We start from the raw sequence: 26,572 nt of genomic DNA on the forward strand, positions 1-26,572 counted from the left end.
TAGTTTTTTAACCTTTTTGCATTACTAGCTGAAGGCCCAGCCAAGCCATAAAAATACACACCATCACGTTTAAGATGATATTGAGGGCCATTTTAATAAAGTGACCTTGTTGTAATAACAACAACGAGTCCATTGAGAATGTTGAAAAGGTGGTTAATGCACCTAAAAAGCCAATACCGATAAGGGTTTTGGCGGGGCTTGCGGTGATAATTTCTTTATCTATCAAACCGTACAAAATGCCCATTAACAATGAACCCAGAATATTAACCGTCAACGTGCCAAAAGGGAATCCCCTACCGAGGAGTTTTAGCATGCTTTCGCTAATAAAAAACCGTAAACACGCACCTGAGGCTCCGCCAAGGGCGATCATCATATAAAGTTTAATCATTTTCGTATCGTCTAAGTGGGCTTTGCGCATCGCGCTCTTTTAGGTAATCGAGTTTTTGTTTAATTTTTTGCTCAAGTCCGCGCTCGCTCGGTAAGTAATATTCTTTGCCGTCCATCTCTGGTGGTAAGTATTTTTCACCTGCGGCAAATGCGCCTTCTTCATTGTGCGCATAACGGTACTCAGCGCCATACCCTAGGTCTTTCATTAAGTTAGTTGGCGCATTACGTAAATGCTCTGGTACGGGATAACTTGGCTCGTTTTTGGCATCTGCTTTTGCTTGATTAAACGCCATATACACCGCATTACTTTTAGGTGCGCTGGCTAAATATAGAGTGGCTTGTGCAATTGCACGCTCGCCCTCGCTTGGGCCAACACGTTGAAATATATCCCACGCATTTAAGGCCACTTCCATCGCACGCGGATCGGCGTTACCAATGTCTTCTGTAGCTATGGCAAGTAAACGCCTTGCTACATACAAAGGGTCGCCGCCACCGGCTAAAATTCGGCAATACCAATACAGTGCACCGTCGGGGGAGCTACCTCGTACTGATTTATGAAAGGCCGATATTAAATCGTAAAACTCATCGCCGCCTTTATCGTATTTAGCTAAATGCGTGGGTAGCACTTGGCTAAGTACGTGCTCATCTACGTTGTATTGACCGTTTTTCTCGGTTGTTAAGTCAACTGCTTGTTCAAGTAAATTAAGTACTTTACGCGCATCGCCGCCACTTGCTTGGCACAGTGCCTTTTTAGCGTTGTCGGCAATAGTGATGTGTTTTTGGCTTAGCTGCTCGTCTTGTTTAAGTGCGCGTTCTATTACGGTGTATAAGTCGGTATCGGCAAGCGATTTTAAAACATACACGCGTGCACGCGACAATATAGCGTTGTTAAGGGCAAACGATGGGTTTTCTGTGGTTGCACCTACAAATATAAAGGTGCCGTCTTCTATGTGCGGTAAAAAGGCATCTTGTTGGGATTTATTAAAGCGATGAACTTCGTCAACAAACATAAGGGTGCGTTGGCCACGGCTTTCTAGGTTGTCCCGCGCTTGCGTTACGCTGTCGCGTATATCTTTTACGCCTGCAGTTACCGCCGACATTTGAATAAGTGAGGCATCAGCATGGTTGGCAATTATTTGCGCAAGTGTTGTTTTACCCACACCAGGCGGACCCCATAAAATTAAACTATGGCAGCGCCCTGCGACAATGGCTTGATGCAGTGGTTTATCACCGCTTAATAAGTGCTGCTGACCAATGTATTCATCAAGTGTTGTAGGGCGCATACGCGCAGCAAGTGGGCGTACATCGGGCCCAAAATTAAAACCTAAATTACTCACCGTTACTCTGATCGTCTATTTCAACACCTTCAGGAGGCGTAAATTCAAAAGTGCTTTGATCAAGCGGTGTATTAACTTGGGCATTGTTAAACGTAAATGACGATAGCTGCCCTGAGTTGTCGGTAACCACTAGTTTAGCAAGCCCTTGCTCGTTACCCGCAAATGCTATATCAAGTTGTTCTACTTGGCTTTCTACGCCTTTATTTGGCGTTACGCTAAAGCCTGTACTTGTTGCAAGTACGCTGTATTTTTCCCACTGTGCTGGGTCTTTTGATGTCAGTAGCACAAATGGTGTTGAATCGATTAGGCTGCTGGTTTTCATAATTGTTACTTGCTCAGCAAAGCTGTCGAAGTAATATGTTTTATCACCGTTTGATACAAATAACGTATCGTCTGGATTAGTTTGCTGCCAGCGAATCATCATAGGCTGTTGAAGCGCTATTGTGCCCTCGCCTTGCATAACTGCTTGGCCTTCTTTGTCTGTTACTTGTTGTGCAAACTGCGCTTTAAAGCTTTTTAAAGTGGCAAGTCTGTCTTGTAATGCTTGGCTGTCGTCAGCAAAGCTTGGTGCGGCAAGTACGCTGCCTAACACTAATAATAAGGCGTTAACTTTTTTCATGAATTTGCTCCATTAGGTACTAATACATCGCGAGCACCGTTATGACCTGGTGAACTCACGATACCCGATGTTTCCATTTGTTCTACTAAACGTGCTGCGCGGTTGTAGCCAACACGTAATTTACGTTGCACTGACGATACAGATACTTTGCCGGTTTCAATTACAAACGACACAGCTTCGTCGTATAACGGATCAGATTCTTCATCTGCATTTTCGCTAGCTTCACCCGGTAATAAAATATCTTCAGTGGCATCGCCATTGAGTATTTCGTCAATGTAATTTGGTTTAGCACGTGCTTTCCAATCGTTTACTACGGCGTGTACTTCATGGTCGTCTACAAACGCGCCATGCACACGCTCTGGTACGCTAGTGCCTGGCGGTAAATAAAGCATGTCGCCCATGCCTAGTAAGTTTTCTGCACCTTGTTGGTCAAGTATTGTCCGTGAATCTATTTTGCTCGATACCTGAAACGCCATACGTGTTGGGATATTAGCTTTAATTAAGCCGGTAATTACATCAACCGATGGGCGCTGCGTAGCAAGCACTAAGTGAATGCCTGCCGCACGTGCCTTTTGGGCTATACGTGCAATAAGTTCTTCTACTTTTTTACCTACAATCATCATCATGTCGGCAAATTCGTCTATTACTACAACAATACTTGGTAATTTACCTAGCTCGTCGGGGCCTTCTTTCATGCCATCGGTGTCTTTAAATAATGGATCAAGAATTGGGTAACCCGCTTCATTGGCTTCAAGCACTTTTTGGTTGTAACCTTTTAAGTTACGCACACCCAATGCTGACATTAATTTATAACGACGTTCCATTTCGCCTACACACCAACGCAGTGCGTTAGCAGCTTCTTTCATATCGGTAACTACTTCACACAATAAATGCGGAATGCCTTCGTATACTGAAAGCTCAAGCATTTTAGGGTCAATCATAATCATACGTACATCGTCAGGACCCGATTTGTAAAGCAAGCTTACTATCATGACATTAACGCCCACTGATTTACCTGAACCAGTTGTACCGGCTACCAATAAATGTGGCATTTTACCTAAATCAGCACATACCGGCTGACCAGCAATGTCTTTACCAAGCACCATGGTAAGTGGCGACGGGTTTTGCTCAAATTTAGGGGCGTTTATAACTTCTGATAAACGAACTATTTCACGGTGTTTATTTGGAAGTTCAATACCAACATAGGTTTTACCTGGAATAACTTCTACAACACGTACACTAATTGCCGAAAGCGAACGGGCTAAATCTTTAGCTAAGCCTGTAATTTTAGACACTTTAATACCTGGCGCTAAATCTAGCTCAAAACGCGTAACAACCGGGCCTGGGTATACCGCTACTACGGTTGCTTGTACGTTAAAGTCGAGAAGTTTTGTCTCTACAAGGCGCGATACGCTATCAAGCTCTTCTTGCGAAATTGGGTTTTTAGCTTTATCCGGTCTGTCGAGTAAATCGAGCGATGGTAATGGCCCTGGTGGTGGCTCTTGCGTTAATAATTGCTCAAATTTTTCTTTTGCCGTTGGTGGTGGTTGATATTGCGCTTTTGGTTTAGGCATTGGTCTTGCTGGCGATACCACCGTTGTAACTGGTTTTTCAGGCTCCACAACTGGGCTTTGATCAAGCGCATTTAATGCAGCAGCCGTGTCCATTGGTTCGTCATCTATTGCGCTAAAGCCAATTTCTTGATCGAGTATATCGTCAAGTTCATCAAACGGCATAAAGTCATCACTAATTTGTGGTTCACTAAATGGTGTTTGAGGCTTATCTATTGCTTTTTGTTTATCTGCTTTTTTAGCTGATGTAGGCAGCTCTATTTGCTCTTTTATATCGTCTTCAAAATGGGCGTCTGCTTCATCGTTATTATTTACTTTACCTGCAGTATGTTCTCGGTGCATCCAGCCTTTTGCATACGATACAACATAGCGATAAAGCCTAACCATTAAATCGCCAAGGTAATCTACAAAATCAACCCACGATACTCCCGTCAATAAGGTAAGCCCTGCGAAAAAGAAACACAGCAATAATATAGATGTACCGGTAAAGTTAAACGCAGGCATCATGGCTGATGCAATAACATCGCCCACTACTCCACCCGATGAAAAGTTATAAATATCGTCGAAATTAATACTACTAATAGCGGTAGCTGAGGTAATAAATAAAGCAAAACCAATAACACGCAGCGCTAAGGTAGTGTAATCAAGCTGTAAAATGCGGTGAGGTTGTTTAAATAGCAAGTAGCCAAATAGCTGAATGGCCGCAGGCACTAAGTAAGCCAACCAACCAAAGGTGAGTAATAAAATGTCGGCTATCCATGCACCGGCTGCTCCTGTGATGTTGCTTACTTCGCTAAAACTAGTTTGCGACCATGCAGCATCTGCTGGATCAAAGCTGATCAAGGCACATAAAATAAATATTGCCGTAAAGGTACTGATAATCAGCCCTGTTTCTAATAGTCTTTGCACACCGTTTAGGCGCATAGTTCCCTATTCCTCTTTATTATTCTATTTTTATTCACACTTACTTAGCAGTGAAATACCTTAGCAGGAAATGCAATTTGTTGCACTTTATCTTAACCTTGATGGCCTGATTATGAACAAGTTTTTATAATTTGAGCTTATATAAGCAAATGACGCAGTTAATATAAATAACCTCAAGTAATATAAGGGCGAATAATTACGCCTTCTTCACCTTTTACTTCTTCCATTACTACATAAGTTCGGCTTTCACTTACGTTAGGCAGTTTCAATAGTATGTCGCCTAATACGCCACGGTATTCTGACATATCATTTACGCGCGTTTTAAGTAAAAAATCAAAATTACCCGATACTAAATGACATTCGATAATTTCTTCGTGCTTTTTAACCGCAGCACTAAACTCATCAAATACGTCGGGAGATGTTTTAGTAATCGTTACTTCTACATACACCGATAAACCTTGCCCAAGCTTAGCGGGATCGACCACCGCTTTATAGCCAAGTATGTAACCTTCTCGTTCTAGCTTTTTTACTCGCTCCAAGCAGGGCGTGGCGCTTAGGCCAACTCGTCTGGCCAGTTCTACGTTCGACAAGCGTCCATCGTGTTGTAATTCCATTAAAATTTTACGGTCAATTCTATCTAATAATTGATGCATAGTACCAACTAGTTTTTTATGCTGTTTATTTTTATTATCTAGATGATAACACTAGATTTGACTTTAAAAAAGGTGAGACACACGGGCTTATGATGAATATAATAGTGGAAAATGTTAATCCGTTCTTAATAAGGCAAATGATATGATTATTGGTGTTCCTAAAGAAATTAAAAACCATGAATACCGTGTAGGTATGGTTCCTGCAAGTGTTCGTGAATTAGTAAACCACGGTCACCAAGTGATTGTAGAAACTGATGCAGGCATGGGCATTGGTTTTACTAACGAAGATTACACACAAGCGGGTGCTGAAATTTTAGCAACTGCTGCTGATGTTTTCGCTAAAGCAGATATGATTGTAAAAGTAAAAGAGCCGCAAGCTGTTGAACGTGCAATGCTACGTGAAGACCAAATTCTTTTCACTTACTTACACCTTGCACCTGATCTTCCACAAACTGAAGACCTTGTAAAAAGCAAAGCTATTTGTATTGCATACGAAACTGTAACTGACTCACGCGGTGGTTTACCGCTTCTTGCTCCTATGAGCGAAGTTGCTGGTCGTATGTCTATTCAAGCTGGCGCACAAGCGCTAGAAAAATCTAACCACGGTCGTGGCATGCTACTAGGTGGCGTACCAGGCGTTGAAGCTGCTAAAGTTGTTGTAATTGGCGGCGGCATGGTTGGTCGTAGCGCAGCTCAAATGGCTGTTGGCCTTGGTGCTGAAGTTGTCGTTCTTGATCGTAACATCGACGTATTACGTGCTCTAGACGCGCAATTTGGTAATAAAGTTAAAGCTATTTACTCAACTGCTGATGCACTAGAAAAACACGTACTAGAAGCTGATTTAGTAATCGGTGGTGTACTGATCCCTGGTGCAGCTGCACCTAAACTAGTAACTGCTGAGCACATTAAAGCAATGAAACCTGGTTCTGCAATTGTTGACGTTGCAATCGACCAAGGTGGCTGTATTGCTACTTCTAAAGCAACGACGCATGCTGATCCAACTTTCATTGTTGATGAAGTTGTTCACTACTGTGTTGCTAACATGCCAGGTGCTGTTCCACGCACATCTACGTTTGCACTTAACAATGCAACATTGCCTTTCATTATTAACCTTGCAAACAAAGGTTATAAAAAGGCGCTACTAGATGACGCTCACTTCTTAAAAGGCTTAAACGTAATTAAAGGCCAAGTAACTTACAAAGAAGTAGCTGAAGCGTTCAACATGGAATATGTTGACCCACGCACAGCGGTAGAAAACGCATAATTTAGCGTTTCGTAGTTAGGTTGGTATTAAATAATACAGTAACTTAACTACAACCCATAAAAAAAGCAGCTAATTAGCTGCTTTTTTTATGTCTGATTTAAAGTAAATTTATATGAAACGCTTAATTATAAAATCTACTTTTACGCGCTTAGCTTGGCCAAGTAGTTTTTTAACTGGCTGCGGGTAATCATCCATTGTTTCTAAATCATCTGGGCCTGTTAAACGGCGGCAGTGTTGTAAAATTTCCTGCTTTTCGTTATCAATAGCATCCATAATTGTTTGCTCTGGATCCTCTATTAAAATACCGTTTTCGATATCAAGACCCCATGCACGCGGATTTAAGTTATGCCCGCTCAGTAAATGTTTTGTTCTATCTGAGCAAATACCTTTTAAATGAAACGAATTACTTTCATCTTTCCACAGATACACATTTAAATTACCGTTATCGATGTGGCGTTTTTGCGTTTTTACAAACTTATGCAAAATAGTTTCGTATAAATAAGGTAATGCCCCTATTTTACTAAAAGGCTCGCTTGGCGGTAAATAAAAGTCATTGGCTGTTTTATCCCCTACCACAATCGTAACTTGCTTGCCTTGCTTTAATAATCGGCGCAGTGATCGCATAAGTGGCGCCGGAAAATTAAAGTATGGTGTATACAACACAAGCTCTTGCTCTGTGGTATCAAATAACGCTTTTATTAAACGATTTAATTCGTTATTACGACGACCAAGCCCTAAAAACAAACGAATACCTAATGCTTGCGTATTTAGTTGCTCTGCTGCGTTGTAACTTGCGACTTTTAAATCACGCATTAATTGCTTTTGATCAAGTTTGAAGTCGTGTAAACGCTTAAGCGGTCGTGTGTCTATGCGTGGCACAGCAACGGAGCTAATTAGCTTTGTCTCAATAAAATCAACCACTGAATCACACAGCTCGCTCTGCGTTATTAAAAAGTAACGATCGAGTCTGTAACGCTCGTTATACTGCAAATACACGTTGTTTAAGCTTGCGCCGCTGTAAAGTAAGGTATCGTCAATGACAAAACCCTTTAAATGTAATACGCCAAATAATTCTTTAGCTTTTACAGGTACGCCATAAACTTGTACGTTCGATTTAAACTTTTCTAAATCGTCACAGTATAAACTTGCGTTACCATCAGATTTCTCTGCACCAATTAAACCACGTTGCGCACGATGAAAATCCACCAGCACTTTTACATCAAGCGCAGGGTTCTCTAATGATACTCGATGCAGGGCTTCTAAAATCTCGCGGCCTGCTTCGTCATCCTGTAAATAAAGCGCTGTGATATAAATTCGTTTTTTTGCATTAGCTATCAAACGTAGCAATTGCGTTCGGTAATCTTGCGCATTGGTTAAGACGTTAACGTCTTTTGAAGTCAACCCGAATGCGGGTTTTTCCTGCCAAAATAACATAGTTGCCTATTCGCTTAGGTCACATAATCTATCAGTGACAAATAAAATTAGGTAAAACATAACAAAAAAAATCAAAGGGGTCATGAATTAACGCTGTTTTGTTGCCTGTTAGTCTATTTATTGAGCTACTTAGGTATTTTAACTGTAAAAGTACTGAGCTCTAGTACACAATACTGCACAGCTTTTCGATTTGCGAAAAAAAATAATCGCGGATTTTGTTTACATCCGCCTTGATTTTCTTAGAATCGAGCGCATTAAAGACCGTATTAAACGTTTAGGAAAAAATAATGACTGAAGCAAAACATTGTAAGCTACTAATTTTAGGCTCTGGCCCAGCTGGTTATACTGCCGCAGTATATGCAGCACGTGCAAATTTAAACCCTGTTTTAATTACAGGCATTCAACAAGGTGGTCAATTAACAACCACGACTGAAGTTGAAAACTGGCCTGGTGATGCACACGGCTTAACGGGCCCTGCATTAATGGATCGTATGAAAGAGCACGCTGAGCGCTTTGAAACTGAAATCATATTCGATCACATCAATAAAGTAGATGTATCTAAGCGCCCTTTCACACTAACTGGCGACCAAGGTACTTACACATGTGATGCGTTAATCATTGCAACAGGTGCTTCTGCTAAATACTTAGGCTTAGAGTCTGAAACTAATTTCCAAGGCCGTGGCGTTTCAGCCTGTGCTACATGTGATGGCTTTTTCTATAAAGGTCAGAAAGTAGCGGTTGTTGGTGGTGGTAATACAGCGGTTGAAGAAGCGTTATACTTATCTAACATTGCTGACGAAGTACATGTTATTCATCGTCGTGACAGTTTCCGTAGTGAAAAAATACTTGCAGATCGCCTTGCTGAAAAAGCAGCTAACGGTAACGTTGTTTTACATTACAACCGTACGCTTGACGAAGTATTAGGCGACCAAATGGGCGTAACTGGCATTCGTATTAAAGATGCACATTCTGATGCAACACAAGAGCTAGATTTAGCAGGCGTATTTATTGCTATTGGTCATAAGCCAAATACAGATATGTTTGTTGGTCAACTAGAAATGAAAGACGGCTACTTAGTTGTAGAGTCTGGATTGAATGGTAACGCAACTCAAACAAGTGTAGAGGGCGTTTTTGCTGCAGGTGATGTGTCTGACCACATTTACCGTCAAGCAATCACATCAGCGGGTACAGGCTGTATGGCTGCCCTTGATGCAGAGCGTTTCTTAGATAATTTATAAGCAATTAAATAAATTATAATAGGGCTGATTATTCAGCCCTTTTTTTATGTCTAAAATATAGTTACACTTTTACGATCAATTATAAAATAAGTACTGTATGAGAAATCAGCTATACCAATTAAGTGAAACCGATATAGCATTCCCCAATCCGGAATACGCATTAGAATCCCCTGATGGCTTGTTAGCAATTGGCGGAGATTTAAGTTTACCTCGCCTAAGTAATGCCTACAAAAGCGGAATATTCCCTTGGTTTAGCGAAGATGAGCCTATTATGTGGTGGTCGCCGAGCGAGCGAGGGATTTTTGAACTGGATGATTTTCATATAAGTAAGAGCCTGCGTAAACATTTAAAAAAGCACCCTGTAAAAGTAACCATTAATAATGCCTTTGAGGAGGTAATAGAAGCTTGTCGCGATCAACGCCTTGATACCGATGGCACTTGGATCACCTCTGACATGCTCAACGCTTATGTTAATGCACACAATGCTGGTATTGCCCATAGCTTAGAAGTGTGGAGCAACGGAGAGCTTGCAGGTGGCTTATACGGTATTATGCAAAATGGTGTTTTTTGTGGTGAATCGATGTTTCATCATCAAACCAATTGCTCAAAGCTTGCTATGTGGGCACTGGTAAATTGGCTTAAACGTCATAATGCGCATTTTATTGATTGCCAGTTAGAAAACCCTTATTTAATGACCTTAGGTGCACAAGTAATCCCCCGCTCAACATTTTTGACTAAACTAAAAGCTGCACATAACTATATTATTAATCCTATTATGTGGGAGCCACAAGAACTTGACGCAATCTATGAATGAGCAACTTCCTGCACGTGTTGGTTTAACCCAAGAGTTTGACTGTAGTTATTTACCCAACAGACAAGAGCAACTATTAGTTATTCTAGATCCTAGTTGCTACAGCACAGACAAATTTGAGTCATTATTAGGCTTAGGATTTCGTCGCAGTGGTAACCAAATATACCGTCCACACTGCCCAATATGCAGTGCATGTAATTCTGTACGTGTATTAGCACAAGACTTTATCCCTTCAAAATCGCAAAAACGTAAACTAAACAAAGCAAAAAACCAGTTTGAGGTAAAATATTCAACGCAAGAACGCCCTGAGTATTATCCGCTCTATAGTAAATACATAACGATGCGCCATCAGGATGGAAGTATGTATCCTCCTGAAAAAGAACAGTTTCAAAGCTTTTTACTTTGCAGTTGGCTCAAAATCACATTTATTGAACTATGGCACCAAGATACTTTAGCCGCAGTTGCCGTAACTGATTGTATGAACAGCTCTATTTCTGCAATTTATACTTTTTTTGACCCCGACTTTGAACACTATAGTTTAGGCTCTGTGATGATATTAGAGCAGCTTAAATTTGCAAAAGAGCAAAATAAGCAATACGTGTACTTAGGCTATCAAATTGATGAATGCGATAAAATGAAGTACAAAACTCAGTTTTTACCAGCTCAAAAACAGCTCAATGATGAGTGGGTGGCTATTTAATTTGCAAATATAGCCCCTGCGCCTTTACTTATTGGTGTATTTTGGGCAAAATCTGCAGCGTTTAACTATTAAAGAGGTGTTACGCTAAACATGGCGAAAGAAGACGTAATCGAAATGCAAGGGACAGTCCTTGATACTTTACCAAATACAATGTTCCGAGTTGAGCTAGAAAATGGTCACGTAGTTGTGGCTCACATTTCAGGCAAAATGCGCAAAAACTATATCCGTATTTTAACCGGCGATAAAGTAACGGTAGAAATGACTCCTTACGATTTATCAAAGGGTCGTATCGTATTCCGTGCTCGCTAAGTAAGTGCGTAAACGAGATTTAGTTTTTGGCTAGTGTTTTACTAGCTTTAAGCGTTTATTAAATGTAATTGATAGACATTGACTAGCAATTACATTTAATAAACAAAAAACCCAGTTTTTACTGGGTTTTTTGTTGCCTATAAAAATGGCAAAAAAATGGCCCGCTATTATTTAGCGGGCCATTTTTATTTAACTAAATTTTGTAATTAACGTTTACGCTGGCGTTAAATTGCTCTCGTAATCAAAGCGAATCTTCTTGTCTTTAACCGATACTTTAACTGTACCGCCATCAACAAGTTCACCAAACAGTATTTCATTAGCTAATTGCTTTTTAAGCTCTTCTTGAATAACACGTGCCATTGGTCGTGCACCCATAGCCTTGTCATAACCTTTATCTGCGAGCCATTCACGCGCTTTAGGCGTAAGCTCAAGATTAACCGATTTTTTATCAAGCTGAGCTTGCAGTTCCACAATAAATTTATCAACCACCAGTAAAATAACTTCACGTTCAAGGTGATTAAACCAAATAATGTTATCTAAACGGTTTCTAAATTCTGGCGAAAATACTTTATTAATTTCGCCCATTGCATCGTGCGTGTGATCTTGCTCTGTAAAACCAATCGACTTACGCGTAGTTTCTTGAACGCCCGCATTGGTAGTCATTACAACCACTACATTTCTAAAATCAGCTTTACGACCGTTATTATCGGTTAACGTACCGTGATCCATAACTTGTAGTAAAATATTGTAAATATCTGGATGCGCTTTTTCAATCTCATCTAAAAGTACAACCGCATGTGGGTTTTTAATAACCGCCTCGGTTAATAACCCGCCTTGCTCAAAACCAACATATCCTGGTGGAGCACCAATTAATCGGCTGATTGCGTGGCGCTCTACATACTCAGACATATCAAAACGAATAAACTCAACACCCATACATTTAGCAAGTTGCTTAGTTACTTCTGTTTTACCAACACCTGTTGGGCCTGCAAACAAGAACGAACCCACTGGTTTTTCTTCGCTTGATAAACCCGAGCGAGATAAACGAATAGCCGATGTAAGCGCATCAATAGATTGATCTTGTCCAAACACCAGCATTTTAAGATTACGGTCTAGATTTTTAAGCGTCTCTTTATCTGTTGAAGACACATTTTGTGGTGGAATACGTGCCATCTTCGATATTATTAGCTCTATATCAGCCACACCGATGGTTTTTTTACGTTTAGAACTAGGTTGTAAACGTTGGTTAGCGCCCGCTTCATCAATTACATCAATTGCTTTATCTGGCAAGTGGCGCTCATTAATGTATTTAGCACTAAGTTCAGCAGCTGCTTTTAATGCTTTTTGAGTGTAGCGAATACCATGGTGCTCTTCGTAACGCTCTTTTAATCCATTTAAAATTTTAGTGGTATCGGCAACACTTGGTTCAAGTACATCAATTTTTTGAAAACGGCGTACTAATGCACGGTCTTTCTCAAAGATATTTTTATACTCATTGTAAGTGGTTGAACCCATACAACGTAACTTACCACTTGAAAGAAGTGGTTTAAGTAAGTTTGAAGCGTCCATAACGCCACCAGACGCTGCGCCAGCACCTATTATGGTATGTATTTCATCGATAAATAAAATAGACCCAGGTTGTGCCTGAAGCTCTTTTAGTAAGCTTTTAAAGCGCTTTTCAAAATCGCCACGGTATTTAGTACCTGCAAGCAATGCCCCCATATCTAGTGAGTACACAACTGCATCTGCAATTACTTCTGGTACTTGCTCGTTCACAATACGGTAAGCTAAACCTTCAGCAATGGCTGTTTTACCAACGCCCGCTTCACCAACAAGTAATGGGTTATTCTTTTTACGACGACACAATACTTGTACCGTACGCTCTACTTCGCTGTCGCGCCCAATCAATGGGTCAATATTACCTTCACGAGCCTGAGCGTTTAAGTTAGTTGTAAAGCTGTCTAGCTTACTTACTTCTTCATTTTGAACTTCTTGCACTTCTTCATGTATATCATCGCTGTCGTCGCCTAGTTCATCATCAGCTTTTGAAATACCGTGCGAAATAAAGTTAACAATATCTAAGCGCGATACATCATGCTTTTTAAGTAAATAAACAGCTTGGCTCTCTTGCTCAGAAAAAATAGCAACCAGTACATTGACACCCGTCACTTCGTTTTTTCCTGACGATTGCACATGAAACACAGCACGTTGTAATACACGCTGAAAACCAAGCGTTGGCTGAGTTTCACGCTCTTCTTCTAAATCTGGGATGACGGGTGTTGTTTCGTCAATAAATTCTAATAATTCGGTTTTTAAGCCTGAAAGATTAACACCACACGCGTTTAAGGCTTCTCCTGCAGAAGGATTATCTAATAGCGCAAGTAAAAGGTGCTCTACGGTCATAAACTCATGACGGCGAGTGCGCGCTTCACGAAACGCGGCATTTAAAGTGAGTTCTAAGTCTTTGTTTAGCATTGGCAACCCCTTACTGAGATAATAATTTATACCACAACAATCGGATGTTTGATCACCCTAATTGGTATTTATACCAATTGTATTAAATTGGTATTATTCCTGCTCACAACTACAAAGCAGTGGATGCTCGTTATCCCGTGAGTAACGGTTAACTTGTTCAACTTTGGTGTAGGCAACATCGGCGCTGTAAACACCGCAAATACCCTTACCTTTTTCATGAACCTGAAGCATCACATCGGTTGCTCTATCGCTATCCATATTAAAAAACGTCGTTAAAACTTCAATTACGAAGTCCATCGGCGTGTAGTCGTCGTTATTTAAAACAACTTTATATTTTCGCGGCGGCTGTAGCTTTTGCTTTTCACTGTCGCGAACTGTGTCGATAACACCTGAATCTTTCATACCACTCATAATTAAATATAGTCTTGTCTTTGTAACTCAAGCAAACTTGAATAAAAAATAAATAAAATGTTAAAAAATAACTCAAAACACTTGACTGGTTGGCTAAATAAACTACAGTCAAACATAGATTGATTAAACCTTAGTCAGTCTAGCAAATTATACGGTTTAGAATAACTAAATTAGTCAACTTATTGAAGGATGTAGAAGTATGGCTTGTGGTAAAGTTAAATGGTTCAACAACGCCAAAGGTTTTGGTTTCATCGTAGAAGACGGCTGCGAGAATGATATCTTCGCTCATTACTCAACAATTGTAATGGACGGCTATAAAACGCTTAAAGCTGGTCAAGATGTAACATTCGAATTAGAACAAGGGCCTAAAGGCCTACACGCTAAAAATATTGCCCCAGATGGTGACATTATTGAGTGACGATTGTTTTGTTCGACTAAAGCGAGCGACCTTTTAAGATCCTCGCTTAATTCCTTAAGCATACTAACTTATCTCTTCTTCCCTTATTTATTGCCTCTTTTCATTCAAATTCAACCCTTTTCCTTGAATTTATTTTATATACCCCAATGTTCTAAGAGTTGATTGTTTAACTGCTTATTGGGCATGCTCAAACTCTAGCCCTTTTTATTTAAGCTTGTTACACTCTTGGTGCTAAAAATTGCGCATAACACCTTATCGCCTCTTTTATATGTACTAGGCTAAAGGCTGATTTATTTTTGTTAATTTTTTAGCTATAAATACGATTCCAGTTCGTCAGGTGTGACTATTCTGCTTTTATAAAAGAGCAACGCTGAGTACCAACACCTAACAAACTATTCATTACGAGCGTACGTGTTCATTAACTTGTTTAATAATATGTACTCACTCATAAGTAATGATTTTCTTTGCATTGTTGAATAAGACCTTATCGGTCGACTATCTAGGAATGATGATGACATCAAAAATTATCTATACAAAAACGGACGAAGCTCCGGCACTAGCAACTTATTCGTTGCTACCGATCATCCAAGCATATACAAATGCGGCCGGTGTTGAAGTTGAAACTCGCGACATTTCATTAGCAGGTCGTGTAATTGCTAGCTTCCCTGATTATTTAACAGAAGAACAACGCATTGGTGATGCACTTGCTGAACTTGGCGAGCTTGCTAAAACACCAGAAGCAAACATCATCAAATTACCAAACATCAGTGCATCTGTACCACAGCTTCGCGCTGTAATTAAAGAGCTTCAAGCAAAAGGTTACGCTCTTCCAGAATACCCTGTTGAACCTAAAAATGATGAAGAAAAAGCAATTCAAGCGGCTTACGACAAAATTAAAGGCAGTGCAGTAAACCCTGTACTACGTGAGGGTAACTCAGATCGTCGCGCGCCAGGCTCTGTAAAAGAATATGCACGTAACAACCCACATTCAATGGGTGCGTGGAGCAAAGATTCTCAGTCTTACGTTGCAAGTATGAGCGAAGGCGATTTCTTCGGTTCAGAAAAATCAGTAACTGTTGATACAGCCACTGATGTGCGTATTGAACATGTTGCAACTAACGGTGACGTTACTGTTCTTAAACAAAGCACACCTCTTTTAGCTGGCGAAGTTATTGATGCATCAAGCATTAGCGCTTCTAAGCTTCAAGCTTTCTTAGCTGCAGAAATTGACGCTGCTAAAGAGAAAGGTGTTTTGTTCTCGCTTCACATGAAAGCGACAATGATGAAAGTATCTGATCCAATCATCTTCGGTCACGCTGTTAAAGTATTCTACAAAGATGTATTTGCTAAACACGGTGAGCTTTTTGAAGAGCTAGGTGTTGATGTAAATAATGGTTTAGGCGACGTATATTCTAAAATTCAAACATTAGACGATGCTAAGCGCGAAGAAATTGAAGCAGACATTCAAGCTGTTTACGCTAACCGCCCTGCTATTGCTATGGTTGATTCTGACCGTGGTATTACAAATTTACACGTACCAAGTGACGTGATCATCGATGCATCTATGCCTGCAGCAATCCGTTCAAGCGGTCAAATGTGGAATAACGATGGTAAATTACAAGACACTAGCTTTGTAATTCCTGATCGTTGTTACTCAAGTGTTTACCAAGCAACTATCGATTTTTGTAAAGAAAATGGCGCGTTTGATCCAACAACAATGGGTAGCGTTCCAAACGTTGGCCTTATGGCTCAAAAAGCTGAAGAATACGGTTCACACGACAAAACATTTGAAGCTAAAGCGGACGGTTCTATCCGTGTTGTTGATGCAAATGGTAATACATTACTTGAGCACAGTGTTGAGCAAGGCGATATCTGGCGTATGTGTCAGGTTAAAGACGCACCAATTCAAGATTGGGTTAAGCTTGCAGTAAATCGTGCACGCGCAACAGGCGTTCCAGCTATTTTCTGGTTAGACGAAAACCGTGCACATGATGCGCAGCTAATCAAAAAAGTAAATAAATACCTACCAGATCACGATACAGCTGGTCTAGATATTCAAATTTTAGCACCGCTTGAAGCAACATTGTTCTCATTAGCGCGTATTAAAGAAGGTAAAGACACGATTTCTGTAACAGGTAACGTTTTACGTGATTACCTTACAGATTTATTCCCAATTTTAGAGTTGGGTACAAGTGCTAAAATGCTTTCAATTGTTCCGCTTATGAACGGTGGTGGCTTATTTGAAACTGGCGCGGGTGGTTCTGCACCTAAGCATGTTCAACAATTCGAAAAAGAAAACCACTTACGTTGGGATTCTTTAGGTGAATTTTTAGCACTTGCTGCATCTCTTGAGCACCTAAGCGTAACTACGGGTAACAACAAGGCACAAGTTCTTGCTGATACACTAGATAAAGCGACTGGTACTTTCTTAGCAGAAAACAAGTCTCCTTCACGTAAAGTGAAAGAAATTGATAACCGTGGTTCTCATTTCTTCCTATCTTTATTCTGGGCACAAGAACTTGCTAAGCAAAATGATGACAGTGAACTTAAAGCACAGTTTACTCAAATCGCTAGTGACCTTGAGTCTAATAAAGAGCAAATCGTAAGTGAACTTAACGATGCGCAAGGCCCTGCAGTTGATTTAGGCGGTTACTTCCAGCCTAACGATGATGCAGCCTTTAAAGCGATGCGTCCAAGCACTACATTTAACGATATTCTTGCTAAATTAGTATAAATATCGGTTTAAATTTAAAAGCCGCTTACTTGCAAAAGTAAGCGGCTTTTTTATGTCTAAACTTTACAAAAAAAGGCCGCTATTTATAAAATAGCGGCCTTTGAATAATTAAATTTATTTATTTAATTATTTAATTATTTAGTATCATACCAATTCGCTTAATTAAGTGATCAACTTTGAGGCAAGAAAATCTTGTCGATAACAAGGCAAAAATTTCGTTATTTAGTTGCTCTATATCAGAAATTTTTAACGCAGTTACCGTCAGATTTAATCCCTCAAATTGATTAAGTATTATTGCGGGTTGGTATAAGCACGTGGCATTTTTGAATCTGTCGTATAGCGGTCACGCAGTTTATCTTGACGCGATTGTGTAGAAACCTCAACGCCATTAATAAACATTTTGCTCACATGGCTGCTTAGCTCAAACGGGTCATTACTCCATATTACTACATCAGCAGCTTTGCCAACTTCAAGACTACCTGCATTAATGCCAAATACATCAGCAACGTTTGATGTAAGCGCTTTTAACGCACCTTCTTGGCTCATACCGTACGACACAGCATTACCAGCATCAAAACGCAGCTGATAAATATTGTGACTTGCATCACCACCTACCGTTAATAATACTTTAACGCCTGCTTTTTCAAGCACACTAGCATTATCTAAACTTGCATGAAGCGAATCAAAGCTTCCTGGTAAGCTATCCATTGCACTAATAATCACTGGAATATTTGCTTTAGCAACGCGCTCTTTTACTACAACAGCATCTTGCGCGCCGTTAAGTACTAGGTTAATACCAAATTGCTCTTTTACTTTAATTAGCTCAATAATATCCGCCGCACGCGAAACGCCAACCACTAATGGCATTTCACCACTGAGTACTTTTGCCATTACTTTATCTTCAGTACTTGGCTTGTCGTCATCTTTTTTCGCTTTTTTACCGGCTTTAGTTTTGTGCTCATCAAGCTTATTAATCAGTGTTTGCAAAGTAAAAGCACGTGAGCCTTTACTACGCTCACCTAAGTAAACAATTAAAGCCGCTTGTTTTTGCATGTCGCTGTCAAAACTACCACTTAAATCAACAACACTCGCAAGGCCTGAAAAAATGCTATCGCCGCCATGAGGAGTAATTACATCGCGTGTTACACCGCCTTTACGAGCGTAAGGAATTAAGCTTGAATGTGCGTTGTAAGCAAGGCTTACATCAAAATCAATACCGGCTTTTTCTTCCCCTGCATCGCGAGAGCCCGCAACTGCACTTACTTCAACCAAACCAAGTTGATTAATACTTGCTATAAAGCCTGGGGTTACAATTTGCCCCTTTGCATCAATAATTTGATCTACTTTAATTTCAGTTGGGTTAATCGCTGTGATTTTACCATCTGTCATTACAATGCTTGCCGCTTCTAATACACCTTGATCAGAAGACGTATGCAATGTTGCATTAATAATTGCTAGTGATTGTGCGCTTACAGCACCAGATGCTAATAATCCTGCAGCAACCAGAGAAAGCGAAAACGAACGTGATAAATTTTTCATTCTGGGTGCTCCTTATTGTTGACCTAACATAAAATCACTTGTTGCTTGGTACGCGCTGTCGTTTCTATCGTAAACCTTTGCACCATCAACAAACACTTGTTCAGCTTTAGCATAGACACTAAATGGGCTTTGATTCCAAATAACAACATCGCCCTGCTTACCGGCTTCTAGTGAACCTGTTTTGTCATCAATACCTAACGATTTAGCAGCGTTAGACGTGATCCATTTAATAGCGTGTTGCTCAGAAATATCAAAACCATTTTCGTTAGCTCGGTACATCACCTTGCCCGCTTCTTGGTTTAAACGCTGAATAGTAGTATCTGAATCTGAGTGAACAACTGCACACGAGTTTTTAACCGCATCAACAATAGCCACGTTTTCTTGTACCATATCGTAGGCTTCCATTTTAAAGCCCCACCAGTCTGGCCAAAGTGCAGCACACGAACCATTTTGCGCAAGTAAGTCAGCAATTTTATATGCTTCTACACCGTGATGAAAAGTACCTGCGTGGTAACCAAATTCTTTTGACAGGTCAATCATCATTGCCATTTCTTCAGCTTTATAACAATGATTATGAATACGTACTTCGCCTTCAAGCACACCACGAAGCGTATCGTGTTTAATATCACGTACTGGCGCTTCTGGGTTTAAACCTGCGGCGTAATCAGCATCGTATTTATCCCATGCACGTTTGTACTCAGCGGCTTCAGCCCATGCCATACGGTAACCAGCCATATTACCCATACGGGTTGAAGGTAATACACCTTGACGACCATAAACACGTTTAGGGTTTTCACCACACGCCATTTTTAAACCATACGGCGCCTCTGGAAATTTCATCCCTTGCATAGTGTGCGCTGGTACATTTTTAAGCGTAACGCCGCGTCCACCAAATAAGTTAGCTGAGCCTGGTAAAATTTGTAGAGAAGTAATGCCGCCTTCGCGTGCACGATTAAAGCCTGGATCTTGTGGCCAAACAGAATGCTCAACCCACACTTCTGCAGTGTTAGGGCTGGTCATTTCGTTACCATCTTGATGCGACTCGACCGAAGGACTTGGGTATGCGCCTAAATGTGAATGTACGTCAATAATACCCGGTGTTACCCATTTCCCTTGTGCATCAATTGTAATATCAGCAGTGGCTGTTAAGTCTTTACCGACTTGTTGTACTTTACCATCAACAAGTAATACATCTGCCTCATCTAAACGCTCACCAGTACCTGTAAGTACTGTTGCATTTGTAATAAGAGTGCTTGATGTAGAAAGTGGCTGATAAGTACTTGGGTAAGGATTTTTGTTAATTGTTATTTTATCGTCTTGTGGGCCGTTTTCTTGGCAGCCTACAAGTGCAGCAGCTAAGCCAACCGCTAATAAAGAAGGTGCAAATTTTTGCATGTTGTTTGGATCTCCTGTTTTTTTGCTACTTTAGCGAAACCTAAAGGATAAAGCCAAAAAAACAGGTGAAAACGCAGTTAATTAAGATGAATTTCTGTAATTATTTCTTTATATAATTGTTATATAGCTTTTCAAGCGCACCTTCGGTGGTAAGCGAGGGATCTTTACTAATAAAGTGCTTAACCGTACGCGTTACAAAATCAGAGTTTTGCTTGTGTAGCTTAGAAAAATCTTTAATAAGTGTATTACCGTCTTTAGCCGCAGTAACATTGTCATGACGATGACGATACTGGCTCAATGCTTTATTAAAATCGCCTTGATAGTCTTCAACCAAAATTTTATAAAAGTCGCTTTTTTGAACATTTAAATCGTTAATACAGTAATTTAGCGCCTCTTTAAAGTCGGTAAATATCATGCCTTCTACATCAAACTCTTTTGTTTTTTCGCGCACTGCTACTTTGGCATCTTCTGTGGCATAGCTAAAACCCGTAAAGGCTAAACGCTCAGCGGCTTCTTTGCCTAATTTCATACCCGCTTGAATACTATGGGCAAACTCGTCGCTCATGTCGCCAAGTTCGCTTTCTTCCCACATGTTATAAACGCGCAATGGTTTAGCATATTTATTTGAGAGCTTTTTTTTAAGCTTGGTAAAGCGCTCATCAATCGTCATCAGTCTTTCGTTATGTAAAAGTGCATGGCACTCATAACACGCAGGGATTGAGATAAAGTCAGCCTCTTCACCTAAATCAACGATACTTTGTAGCATATGCAGTGGCGGACAATGATCGCGCTCTGTCGCTTCGCAGCCACAATAAAAACACTGATTAAAATGCTGCTGATCGCACGCGTATGCTTGCTGATAATAACTGGCTAACGTTTTGCTCACCGTTGCTCCTTGAAAAAACACGACTAAATTATGGGGGCGATAATAACAGCCTGAAAAAATAAGTTATACCAATTGCATTAAATTAGTGCTCTATTATTTCGCTAAGAAAATAGTGCAATAACAGGCACAAATAACAACGTGTAGTTATTCTATACAAATAATTTTTAACGCAGTAAGTACACTATTTAATGCAATAGAATGATTATGTTTTTTATTAGTCGCTAGATTTAAATAACGGCCGCTATTAAACCAAATAAACCACCAAACACACCGCCCCATACTACAAGCCAACCTAGGTGCTCGCGGATCATGGTCTGAATAATCTCTTTAACCATTTTAGGAGTAAGCTCATCTAAGCGCTCATCAACTAGTTTAAGCACCGTTTTATGTAGGCTTTCTGCGCTATTACCTTGTGAAAGTGTTTGGCTTACTAATGCTTTAAAGTCGTCAGTTTGAGAAATCTCACTAAGCGACAATTGCATTTTTTCAATAAACTTTTCACGCATCGGCTCTATTGCCGCTGTACCGCCAAACATTCCTAGCATACTACCAAACTGAGACTGCTCTATTACCTCTAACAAATTGTCGAATGCAGGGTTTAAATCAACATTGCTAATTATTGGCTCAAAGTCGATATTGGGCTGTGCTTTATTGAGTAAATTATTAATTTTTTGCTCTGAAAAAAACTCCGTTAATATTAGGTTTCGTATAGCGACTTTAAAGCTTTCAAACTTAAGCGCTATAACACCTGAACCATATAAAAACGGGACTTTTTCGAATAACATATGAATAGCTAATAAATTAGTTACCGCGCCAGAAAGTGCAAATAAACCAACAGACAACACAATTGCTTGGTTAAACATAAAACCTACAACAACACATAAACCCGCTAGCAAATTGGTTATTAAACTTTTGTTCATTTTAACTCCACTACAGTAAGTGTAATTTTATTCAATATAGCCGTTAATTTTACAACGTTTAGATTGTTAAATTAATACCTTTTTGCCATAGTTTAAGTATCTGTTTAAAAGGCGAGCAATTGTTATGTGGAAAACAGTAAATGAGCACATCAGCCGAGCCATCAATTTTGACTTTAAGCACACCTACAAACGCCAATTACAAAGTACAAACACCGACAAACTATTTCATATTACCAATGGTACGCATAACTACCTCGTTAAAATAGCACTAAAAAGCGAGCTCGAGCGTTTAGAAAGTGAATTTATTGGCTTAAAGCTTTTGGCGCAAAATAGTAATTTTAAAGTACCTGAATGTATTACAACTGGTGCAAATATAGAGTTTTCGTTTATTGTTTTACAATGGCTCGTTTTAGATAAACAACCCCACGACACGTGGACTAATATGGGGCGTAACCTCGCTAAAATGCATCAAAAACATGACCAAGCTATGTTTGGTTTTGATGTAGATAATTATCTAGCCACAACCATACAGCCAAACCGCTGGCACAAAAAGTGGGATGTATTTTACGCCGAAGAGCGTATAGGGTGGCAATTACAACTACTCGCTGAAAAAGGCATTAACTTTATTGAGCCCGAACGCTTAATTAATACCGTAAAAGAGCAACTACATAGCCATCAGGTACAACCTTCATTACTGCATGGCGATTTTTGGCGTGGCAATATGGGATTTTTAAAAGCAGAACCAACAATATTTAACCCGGCTTGTTATTATGGTGATCGGGAAGTGGATATTGCAATGAGCGAACTATTTGCCCCCCTGCCTAAAGACTTTTATAGCGCCTATAACGCGCACTACCCGCTTTGTCAAAATTACGAAAAGCGTAAGTTAATATACCAGCTATATCCTATTTTAAATCACGCCAACATCTTTGCCGGTCACTATCTTACTGAAGCTAAACAACATATAGAAAAGCTGGTATTTGAAGGTATTAAATAAGTGTCGTAAGCTGCATTTCAGCACTATATTTAATGAGTAAGTAGACGTTCATCTGTAAGCGATTAAGTTGAACCTAACTTAATTATTTATAACTGGAGTGATTATGAAAGATTTTTTATCACAACGAATAACGTGCCCACACTGCGGACACCACATACATCTAGACTTAGACGCAAGCAGCGGCGATCAAGACTATATAGAAGATTGCACTGCCTGTTGTAACCCAATTCATTTAAATATGCATATAGACCATGCTAACAATAAATTGGAGCTACACGTAGACAGTGACGACGAACAAATATTTTAACTTAAGCCTGATGGCGTAAGTAGTTCTCTACCGTATTTACAATAGTGTAAGTTTGCTGATCAACTTCAATATTAAACTTGTCACCCACTTGCGCTGCACCAATGTTTGTAATGGCGAGCGTTTCCGGAATTAGGTGTATCCAAAAACCTTGTTCATCAACTTCGCCTACGGTTAAGCTTGCGCCATTTATAGCAACAAAGCCTTTATATAACACGTACTTTTGCCACTCTTTTGGCAAGCTTAATTGTATTTTGCAGTTATTCTCAAGCTTCACTATTTGAGAGATTTGTGACGTACAATGAATATGCCCAGACACTATATGCCCACCTAGCTCAGTACCAAACGTAACAGAGCGTTCGTAATTAACTAAACTACCTAGCTCAAGCAGTCCTAAATTAGTTAACTTTAGGGTTTCGTCAATCACATCAAAATGCACTTGCGCTACCACATCGTGATTACTTAGCTCAACTTGCACAACTGTTAAACAACAGCCATTAATAGCAATACTTGCGCCTAAATCTAAATGCTTAACGTACTCATCGCTCACCGATACAACTAAGCGTAACACACCATCAGCTTGAGTTTTAGAGACCACTGTTGCTTGTGTTTGCACTATTCCTGTAAACATAAAATCACTTAAAATTATTACAAAGTGCTAGTTTAACGTATCAACTCATAAAATCATTCACTACTGTGATTTTTATTTGAAACGCAATAGATTACAATTGCCGCCTGTTTTATTTAATAGCTTTTTTTATGACCTTTTGCAATTGGGAAGCCAAGCGTTTACTTTCCCTAGCCTTACCTGTTTTTTTAGCACAAGTTACACTTATTTTAATGTCGGTAGTCGACACAATTATGGCCGGCCAAGTTAGCCCTACTGACTTAGCTGCACTTTCTATTGCAACAGGAATATGGAACCCATTATTACTTGCTCTGCAAGGTATTTTATTAGCGCTTACTGGTATTATTGCGCAGTTTTCGGGCAGCGATGACCACAAAGGCATTAGCCACTATTTTCAACAAGCGCTTTATTTAACCGCTATTTTAAGCTTTACAGGTTTTAGTATTGCCCATTTAGCAGATGCCATTATTTTAAAGCTCGATACAACGCCTGCTATTGCAAACCTTGCCATTGACTACATCCATTTTGTGAAATGGGGTGTGTTTGGATTTTTAATTTTTACAGTATATAGAAACGTTACCGAAGGCATGGGGATGACCAAACCCGCCTTCTACATAAGCCTATTAGGTTTAGCCGTTAATATTCCAGTAAATTATATTTTCATAAATGGCTTATTTGGGTTTCCTGCTTATGGCGGCGCAGGCTGTGGCATTGCCACAGCAATTGTTTTAACTGTTATGGCAATAGCACAAGTCACTTACTGCCAAATGAGTAAAAAGGTAGATGCTAAAGGCCTGCTTTCATCGTTCGAAAAACCTAATTTCACTACCATTGGTATTATTACTAAACTAGGTATACCAATTTCACTTGCCACCTTTTTTGAAGTCACTTTATTTGCGTGTATACCGCTATTTATTGCGCATTTAGGTGCAGTGGCTGTATCGGGACATCAAATAGCAGCGAGTGTAACTACATTGCTGTTTATGATGCCGCTGAGCCTCTCTATCGCTATAAGTATTCGTATTGGTAATCTATATGGTCAAAATAATTTACAGCAGTTAAAAGTTGCCGTATCGACTAGTTACATATTAGCTATTGTAATTGCACTATTTTTGGCACTTATGACTTTTACAGGTCGTGATTTAATTAGCCAACTTTATACCGACAGCCCCGCTGTAATGGCTCTGGCTTCATCAATTATGATACTAGCGTGTGTCTACCAGTTACCCGATGCATTACAGGTTGCTGCAAATGGCATGCTTCGTGGGTTAAAATACACCACGCCTATATCGTATATTACGTTTATATCGTATTGGTTAATCGGCTTTTGTTTAGGTTACGTATTAGCAAGAACAGACATAATTGTGCCAGCTATGGGGCCGCATGGCTTTTGGGTTGGAATAATAGTAGGCCTTAGTGTCGCTGCTATTTTATTAATGCTAACAGTAAGAAAGCGTCTAAAATATGAATTTGCTAACAGTGATGCACTCAATCAAAACTAATAAGCTCAGCCTTAAAACATTACCAGCTGCTTTGCTGGTAATGTGTTTTTTAATGCTTACTGGCTGCAACAAACCACAAAGTAGTGTAAACGCTACTTATATTGAACGCTTAAGTAGCACAGTTAATGCAAGCCCAACACAGCCTACGCCACTCAAGCAACTCCCTTTACTGCAGCCTCCCCCAATAGCACAAAGTGACTTAACACTGAGTATTGTTGAGCTTGCAGGCATTAGCCAATGTAAGCTTAACGTACTTATAAGTGAGCACAACAACCAATTAGGAAAAACAGCCAGCGCTGCTGGGCAATTAAAATATCAAATAAACTTTATTAAAAGTGCGCAGGTTTGCTTAAATACGCTTGATAAAAATAGCCCTAGTTACACAAAAATACTCGCAGCCAAAAACTATAAAGAAACACACCTAATGTACTTTTTTAATACCATGTTATTTAAAGAACCTGAGTTAAATCGTACCTGGCAACTCACCTCAAACGAGCTCACTACTGAACCCGCTGGTTTTAGTGATACCGTACTTGCGCTAAAGCAACTTGCACTCATTAAACAGCAAATTAAGGCTAAAGAGTTTAGTACAATTAATAGCGATTCTATTTTTAGCGCACTCGAGCAGCTTAATAAATTTCAATTTAACCAAGCACTCATTCAATCAGTCCGTATGCAGGTCGTGTTAAATAACAACGCCACACAGTTTGTAAAAACACTAGACTTTAATACGCTGTGCCCAGAGGATAAAAATAATAAAAACGCAAAAATCATAAGCAACGTATTTCAAAAGTTTTACCTAAAAGAAATTCAGCCCTATCAAGCGCAATTAACTGGTTATCTAGAGGTACTACAACCGCTTTATAACGAGCTTTGGTTTAACGAAAGTATCTCAAGCCCTCAAATTAATAACTTAGTCAAAACGGGCTCGACAAGTAACTTACTGAACTTACTTAAAAGCTCAGCTAAAAAACATGTGGTTTGGTGGCAAGGTTTTTATAAAACGTGTGAAATAAGCCCAATATGAATAAAAAAGCGGCAAATAAACTCAAAAACAACAAACTTGCTTGATTCACCAACCGCCACGCTATATATTAGCCGCCGTTGTTAAGCAAT

At 39.8% G+C, this 26,572-nt stretch carries 24 protein-coding genes; 11 read left to right on the forward strand and 13 right to left on the reverse strand.

What is annotated here, in order from left to right; translation table 11 throughout:
• Nucleotides 1-7: 7 nt before the first annotated feature.
• From crcB to lrp, 5 genes are all read right to left on the reverse strand, one after another.
• On the reverse strand, nt 8-388 hold the full coding sequence (gene crcB / locus FFU37_RS07635) for a fluoride efflux transporter CrcB (RefSeq protein ID WP_021032117.1): 381 nt from the start codon (nt 386-388) through the stop codon (nt 8-10).
• Nucleotides 381-1,724: a replication-associated recombination protein A gene (locus FFU37_RS07640; RefSeq protein WP_138489157.1), complete on the reverse strand. Its 1,344-nt coding sequence runs from the start codon at nt 1,722-1,724 to the stop codon at nt 381-383. The genes crcB and FFU37_RS07640 overlap by 8 nt, the downstream gene beginning before the upstream one ends.
• Nucleotides 1,717-2,343 (reverse strand): outer membrane lipoprotein periplasmic chaperone LolA, encoded by a 627-nt coding sequence (gene lolA, locus FFU37_RS07645; protein ID WP_138489158.1) that lies wholly within the window; start codon nt 2,341-2,343, stop codon nt 1,717-1,719. Before lolA ends, FFU37_RS07640 begins: the two co-directional genes overlap by 8 nt.
• On the reverse strand, nt 2,340-4,838 hold the full coding sequence (locus FFU37_RS07650) for a DNA translocase FtsK (RefSeq protein WP_024595504.1): 2,499 nt from the start codon (nt 4,836-4,838) through the stop codon (nt 2,340-2,342). Before FFU37_RS07650 ends, lolA begins: the two co-directional genes overlap by 4 nt.
• Nucleotides 4,839-5,011: 173 nt before the next feature.
• A complete protein-coding gene (lrp, locus tag FFU37_RS07655; RefSeq protein WP_007582985.1) occupies nt 5,012-5,491 on the reverse strand; it encodes a leucine-responsive transcriptional regulator Lrp in 480 nt (159 codons plus the stop codon).
• Between the two features lie 142 nt (nt 5,492-5,633).
• On the opposite strand from lrp, the gene ald reads away from it, so the two are divergent.
• Nucleotides 5,634-6,755, forward strand: a complete 1,122-nt coding sequence (gene ald / locus FFU37_RS07660) for an alanine dehydrogenase (protein ID WP_002962982.1) — start codon at nt 5,634-5,636, stop codon at nt 6,753-6,755.
• A 108-nt stretch (nt 6,756-6,863) separates the two neighbouring features.
• On the opposite strand, the gene pssA is transcribed toward ald, so the two are convergent.
• A complete protein-coding gene (pssA, locus tag FFU37_RS07665; protein WP_002962483.1) occupies nt 6,864-8,189 on the reverse strand; it encodes a CDP-diacylglycerol--serine O-phosphatidyltransferase in 1,326 nt (441 codons plus the stop codon).
• Nucleotides 8,190-8,476: 287 nt separating this feature from the next.
• On the opposite strand from pssA, the gene trxB reads away from it, so the two are divergent.
• The 4 genes from trxB (at nt 8,477) to infA (ending at nt 11,247) form a co-directional block, all read left to right on the forward strand.
• Nucleotides 8,477-9,427: a thioredoxin-disulfide reductase gene (trxB, locus tag FFU37_RS07670; protein WP_002962484.1), complete on the forward strand. Its 951-nt coding sequence runs from the start codon at nt 8,477-8,479 to the stop codon at nt 9,425-9,427.
• A 97-nt stretch (nt 9,428-9,524) separates the two neighbouring features.
• Nucleotides 9,525-10,241 (forward strand): leucyl/phenylalanyl-tRNA--protein transferase, encoded by a 717-nt coding sequence (aat, locus tag FFU37_RS07675; protein ID WP_024595507.1) that lies wholly within the window; start codon nt 9,525-9,527, stop codon nt 10,239-10,241.
• Nucleotides 10,234-10,938, forward strand: coding sequence for an arginyltransferase (locus FFU37_RS07680; RefSeq protein WP_024606094.1), 705 nt, complete (start codon nt 10,234-10,236; stop codon nt 10,936-10,938). Before aat ends, FFU37_RS07680 begins: the two co-directional genes overlap by 8 nt.
• Before the next feature lie 90 nt (nt 10,939-11,028).
• On the forward strand, nt 11,029-11,247 hold the full coding sequence (gene infA / locus FFU37_RS07685; protein WP_002962494.1) for a translation initiation factor IF-1: 219 nt from the start codon (nt 11,029-11,031) through the stop codon (nt 11,245-11,247).
• Between the two features lie 213 nt (nt 11,248-11,460).
• Here the strand turns inward: infA and clpA are convergent, their stop codons facing one another.
• Both clpA and clpS read right to left on the reverse strand, forming a co-directional pair.
• Nucleotides 11,461-13,722, reverse strand: a complete 2,262-nt coding sequence (gene clpA / locus FFU37_RS07690) for an ATP-dependent Clp protease ATP-binding subunit ClpA (protein WP_138489159.1) — start codon at nt 13,720-13,722, stop codon at nt 11,461-11,463.
• Between the two features lie 93 nt (nt 13,723-13,815).
• Nucleotides 13,816-14,124 (reverse strand): ATP-dependent Clp protease adapter ClpS, encoded by a 309-nt coding sequence (gene clpS, locus FFU37_RS07695; protein WP_021032429.1) that lies wholly within the window; start codon nt 14,122-14,124, stop codon nt 13,816-13,818.
• Nucleotides 14,125-14,332: 208 nt separating this feature from the next.
• Here clpS and cspD point away from each other — a divergent pair, with 208 nt between their 5' ends.
• Together cspD and FFU37_RS07705 are read left to right on the forward strand one after the other, a co-directional pair.
• Nucleotides 14,333-14,551 carry a cold shock domain-containing protein CspD gene (gene cspD, locus FFU37_RS07700; RefSeq protein WP_002962500.1) on the forward strand — a complete coding sequence of 73 codons (219 nt, stop codon included), beginning with the start codon at nt 14,333-14,335 and terminating at the stop codon, nt 14,549-14,551.
• 511 nt (nt 14,552-15,062) lie between these two features.
• Entirely contained in the window at nt 15,063-17,285 is a 2,223-nt protein-coding gene (locus FFU37_RS07705) for an NADP-dependent isocitrate dehydrogenase (protein ID WP_138489160.1), read from the forward strand.
• Between the two features lie 291 nt (nt 17,286-17,576).
• Here FFU37_RS07705 and FFU37_RS07710 read toward each other — a convergent pair whose 3' ends face one another.
• From FFU37_RS07710 to FFU37_RS07725, 4 genes are all read right to left on the reverse strand, one after another.
• Nucleotides 17,577-18,824 carry an amidohydrolase family protein gene (locus tag FFU37_RS07710; protein ID WP_138489161.1) on the reverse strand — a complete coding sequence of 416 codons (1,248 nt, stop codon included), beginning with the start codon at nt 18,822-18,824 and terminating at the stop codon, nt 17,577-17,579.
• Nucleotides 18,825-18,836: 12 nt separating this feature from the next.
• Nucleotides 18,837-20,219, reverse strand: coding sequence for an amidohydrolase (locus FFU37_RS07715; protein WP_138489162.1), 1,383 nt, complete (start codon nt 20,217-20,219; stop codon nt 18,837-18,839).
• 100 nt (nt 20,220-20,319) lie between these two features.
• Complete coding sequence (locus FFU37_RS07720) at nt 20,320-21,105, reverse strand: hypothetical protein (RefSeq protein WP_138489163.1); 786 nt, start codon at nt 21,103-21,105, stop codon at nt 20,320-20,322.
• Nucleotides 21,106-21,332: 227 nt separating this feature from the next.
• Nucleotides 21,333-22,025: a hypothetical protein gene (locus FFU37_RS07725; protein WP_024603971.1), complete on the reverse strand. Its 693-nt coding sequence runs from the start codon at nt 22,023-22,025 to the stop codon at nt 21,333-21,335.
• A 124-nt stretch (nt 22,026-22,149) separates the two neighbouring features.
• On the opposite strand from FFU37_RS07725, the gene FFU37_RS07730 reads away from it, so the two are divergent.
• Both FFU37_RS07730 and FFU37_RS07735 read left to right on the forward strand, forming a co-directional pair.
• Complete coding sequence (locus FFU37_RS07730; protein WP_138489164.1) at nt 22,150-23,022, forward strand: fructosamine kinase family protein; 873 nt, start codon at nt 22,150-22,152, stop codon at nt 23,020-23,022.
• Nucleotides 23,023-23,125: 103 nt separating this feature from the next.
• A complete protein-coding gene (locus FFU37_RS07735; RefSeq protein ID WP_002962509.1) occupies nt 23,126-23,329 on the forward strand; it encodes a CPXCG motif-containing cysteine-rich protein in 204 nt (67 codons plus the stop codon).
• Nucleotide 23,330: 1 nt separating this feature from the next.
• Here the strand turns inward: FFU37_RS07735 and FFU37_RS07740 are convergent, their stop codons facing one another.
• A complete protein-coding gene (locus tag FFU37_RS07740; protein ID WP_024603969.1) occupies nt 23,331-23,957 on the reverse strand; it encodes a riboflavin synthase in 627 nt (208 codons plus the stop codon).
• Nucleotides 23,958-24,085: 128 nt separating this feature from the next.
• Between FFU37_RS07740 and FFU37_RS07745 the strand changes: the two genes are divergently transcribed.
• Nucleotides 24,086-25,456 (forward strand): MATE family efflux transporter, encoded by a 1,371-nt coding sequence (locus tag FFU37_RS07745; protein ID WP_138489165.1) that lies wholly within the window; start codon nt 24,086-24,088, stop codon nt 25,454-25,456.
• Entirely contained in the window at nt 25,437-26,483 is a 1,047-nt protein-coding gene (locus tag FFU37_RS07750) for a DUF3080 family protein (RefSeq protein WP_138490014.1), read from the forward strand. Before FFU37_RS07745 ends, FFU37_RS07750 begins: the two co-directional genes overlap by 20 nt.
• The last annotated feature ends 89 nt before the right edge of the window (nt 26,484-26,572 follow it).

Source organism: Pseudoalteromonas distincta (assembly GCF_005877035.1).
In the GTDB taxonomy this organism is placed as follows: domain Bacteria; phylum Pseudomonadota; class Gammaproteobacteria; order Enterobacterales; family Alteromonadaceae; genus Pseudoalteromonas; species Pseudoalteromonas distincta.

Coding starts and splice junctions, on each gene's coding strand:
- infA (WP_002962494.1), top strand. CDS start 11,029: ATGGCGAAAGAAGACGTAATCGAAATGCAAGGGACAGTCCTTGATACT.
- lrp (WP_007582985.1), bottom strand. CDS start 5,491: ATGCATCAATTATTAGATAGAATTGACCGTAAAATTTTAATGGAATTA.
- FFU37_RS07680 (WP_024606094.1), top strand. CDS start 10,234: ATGAATGAGCAACTTCCTGCACGTGTTGGTTTAACCCAAGAGTTTGAC.
- clpA (WP_138489159.1), bottom strand. CDS start 13,722: ATGCTAAACAAAGACTTAGAACTCACTTTAAATGCCGCGTTTCGTGAA.
- FFU37_RS07705 (WP_138489160.1), top strand. CDS start 15,063: ATGACATCAAAAATTATCTATACAAAAACGGACGAAGCTCCGGCACTA.
- FFU37_RS07650 (WP_024595504.1), bottom strand. CDS start 4,838: ATGCGCCTAAACGGTGTGCAAAGACTATTAGAAACAGGGCTGATTATC.
- FFU37_RS07750 (WP_138490014.1), top strand. CDS start 25,437: ATGCACTCAATCAAAACTAATAAGCTCAGCCTTAAAACATTACCAGCT.
- aat (WP_024595507.1), top strand. CDS start 9,525: ATGAGAAATCAGCTATACCAATTAAGTGAAACCGATATAGCATTCCCC.
- FFU37_RS07715 (WP_138489162.1), bottom strand. CDS start 20,219: ATGCAAAAATTTGCACCTTCTTTATTAGCGGTTGGCTTAGCTGCTGCA.
- FFU37_RS07735 (WP_002962509.1), top strand. CDS start 23,126: ATGAAAGATTTTTTATCACAACGAATAACGTGCCCACACTGCGGACAC.
- trxB (WP_002962484.1), top strand. CDS start 8,477: ATGACTGAAGCAAAACATTGTAAGCTACTAATTTTAGGCTCTGGCCCA.
- pssA (WP_002962483.1), bottom strand. CDS start 8,189: ATGTTATTTTGGCAGGAAAAACCCGCATTCGGGTTGACTTCAAAAGAC.
- clpS (WP_021032429.1), bottom strand. CDS start 14,124: ATGAAAGATTCAGGTGTTATCGACACAGTTCGCGACAGTGAAAAGCAA.
- FFU37_RS07740 (WP_024603969.1), bottom strand. CDS start 23,957: ATGTTTACAGGAATAGTGCAAACACAAGCAACAGTGGTCTCTAAAACT.
- crcB (WP_021032117.1), bottom strand. CDS start 388: ATGATTAAACTTTATATGATGATCGCCCTTGGCGGAGCCTCAGGTGCG.
- FFU37_RS07710 (WP_138489161.1), bottom strand. CDS start 18,824: ATGAAAAATTTATCACGTTCGTTTTCGCTTTCTCTGGTTGCTGCAGGA.
- FFU37_RS07745 (WP_138489165.1), top strand. CDS start 24,086: ATGACCTTTTGCAATTGGGAAGCCAAGCGTTTACTTTCCCTAGCCTTA.
- FFU37_RS07725 (WP_024603971.1), bottom strand. CDS start 22,025: ATGAACAAAAGTTTAATAACCAATTTGCTAGCGGGTTTATGTGTTGTT.
- cspD (WP_002962500.1), top strand. CDS start 14,333: ATGGCTTGTGGTAAAGTTAAATGGTTCAACAACGCCAAAGGTTTTGGT.
- ald (WP_002962982.1), top strand. CDS start 5,634: ATGATTATTGGTGTTCCTAAAGAAATTAAAAACCATGAATACCGTGTA.
- lolA (WP_138489158.1), bottom strand. CDS start 2,343: ATGAAAAAAGTTAACGCCTTATTATTAGTGTTAGGCAGCGTACTTGCC.
- FFU37_RS07730 (WP_138489164.1), top strand. CDS start 22,150: ATGTGGAAAACAGTAAATGAGCACATCAGCCGAGCCATCAATTTTGAC.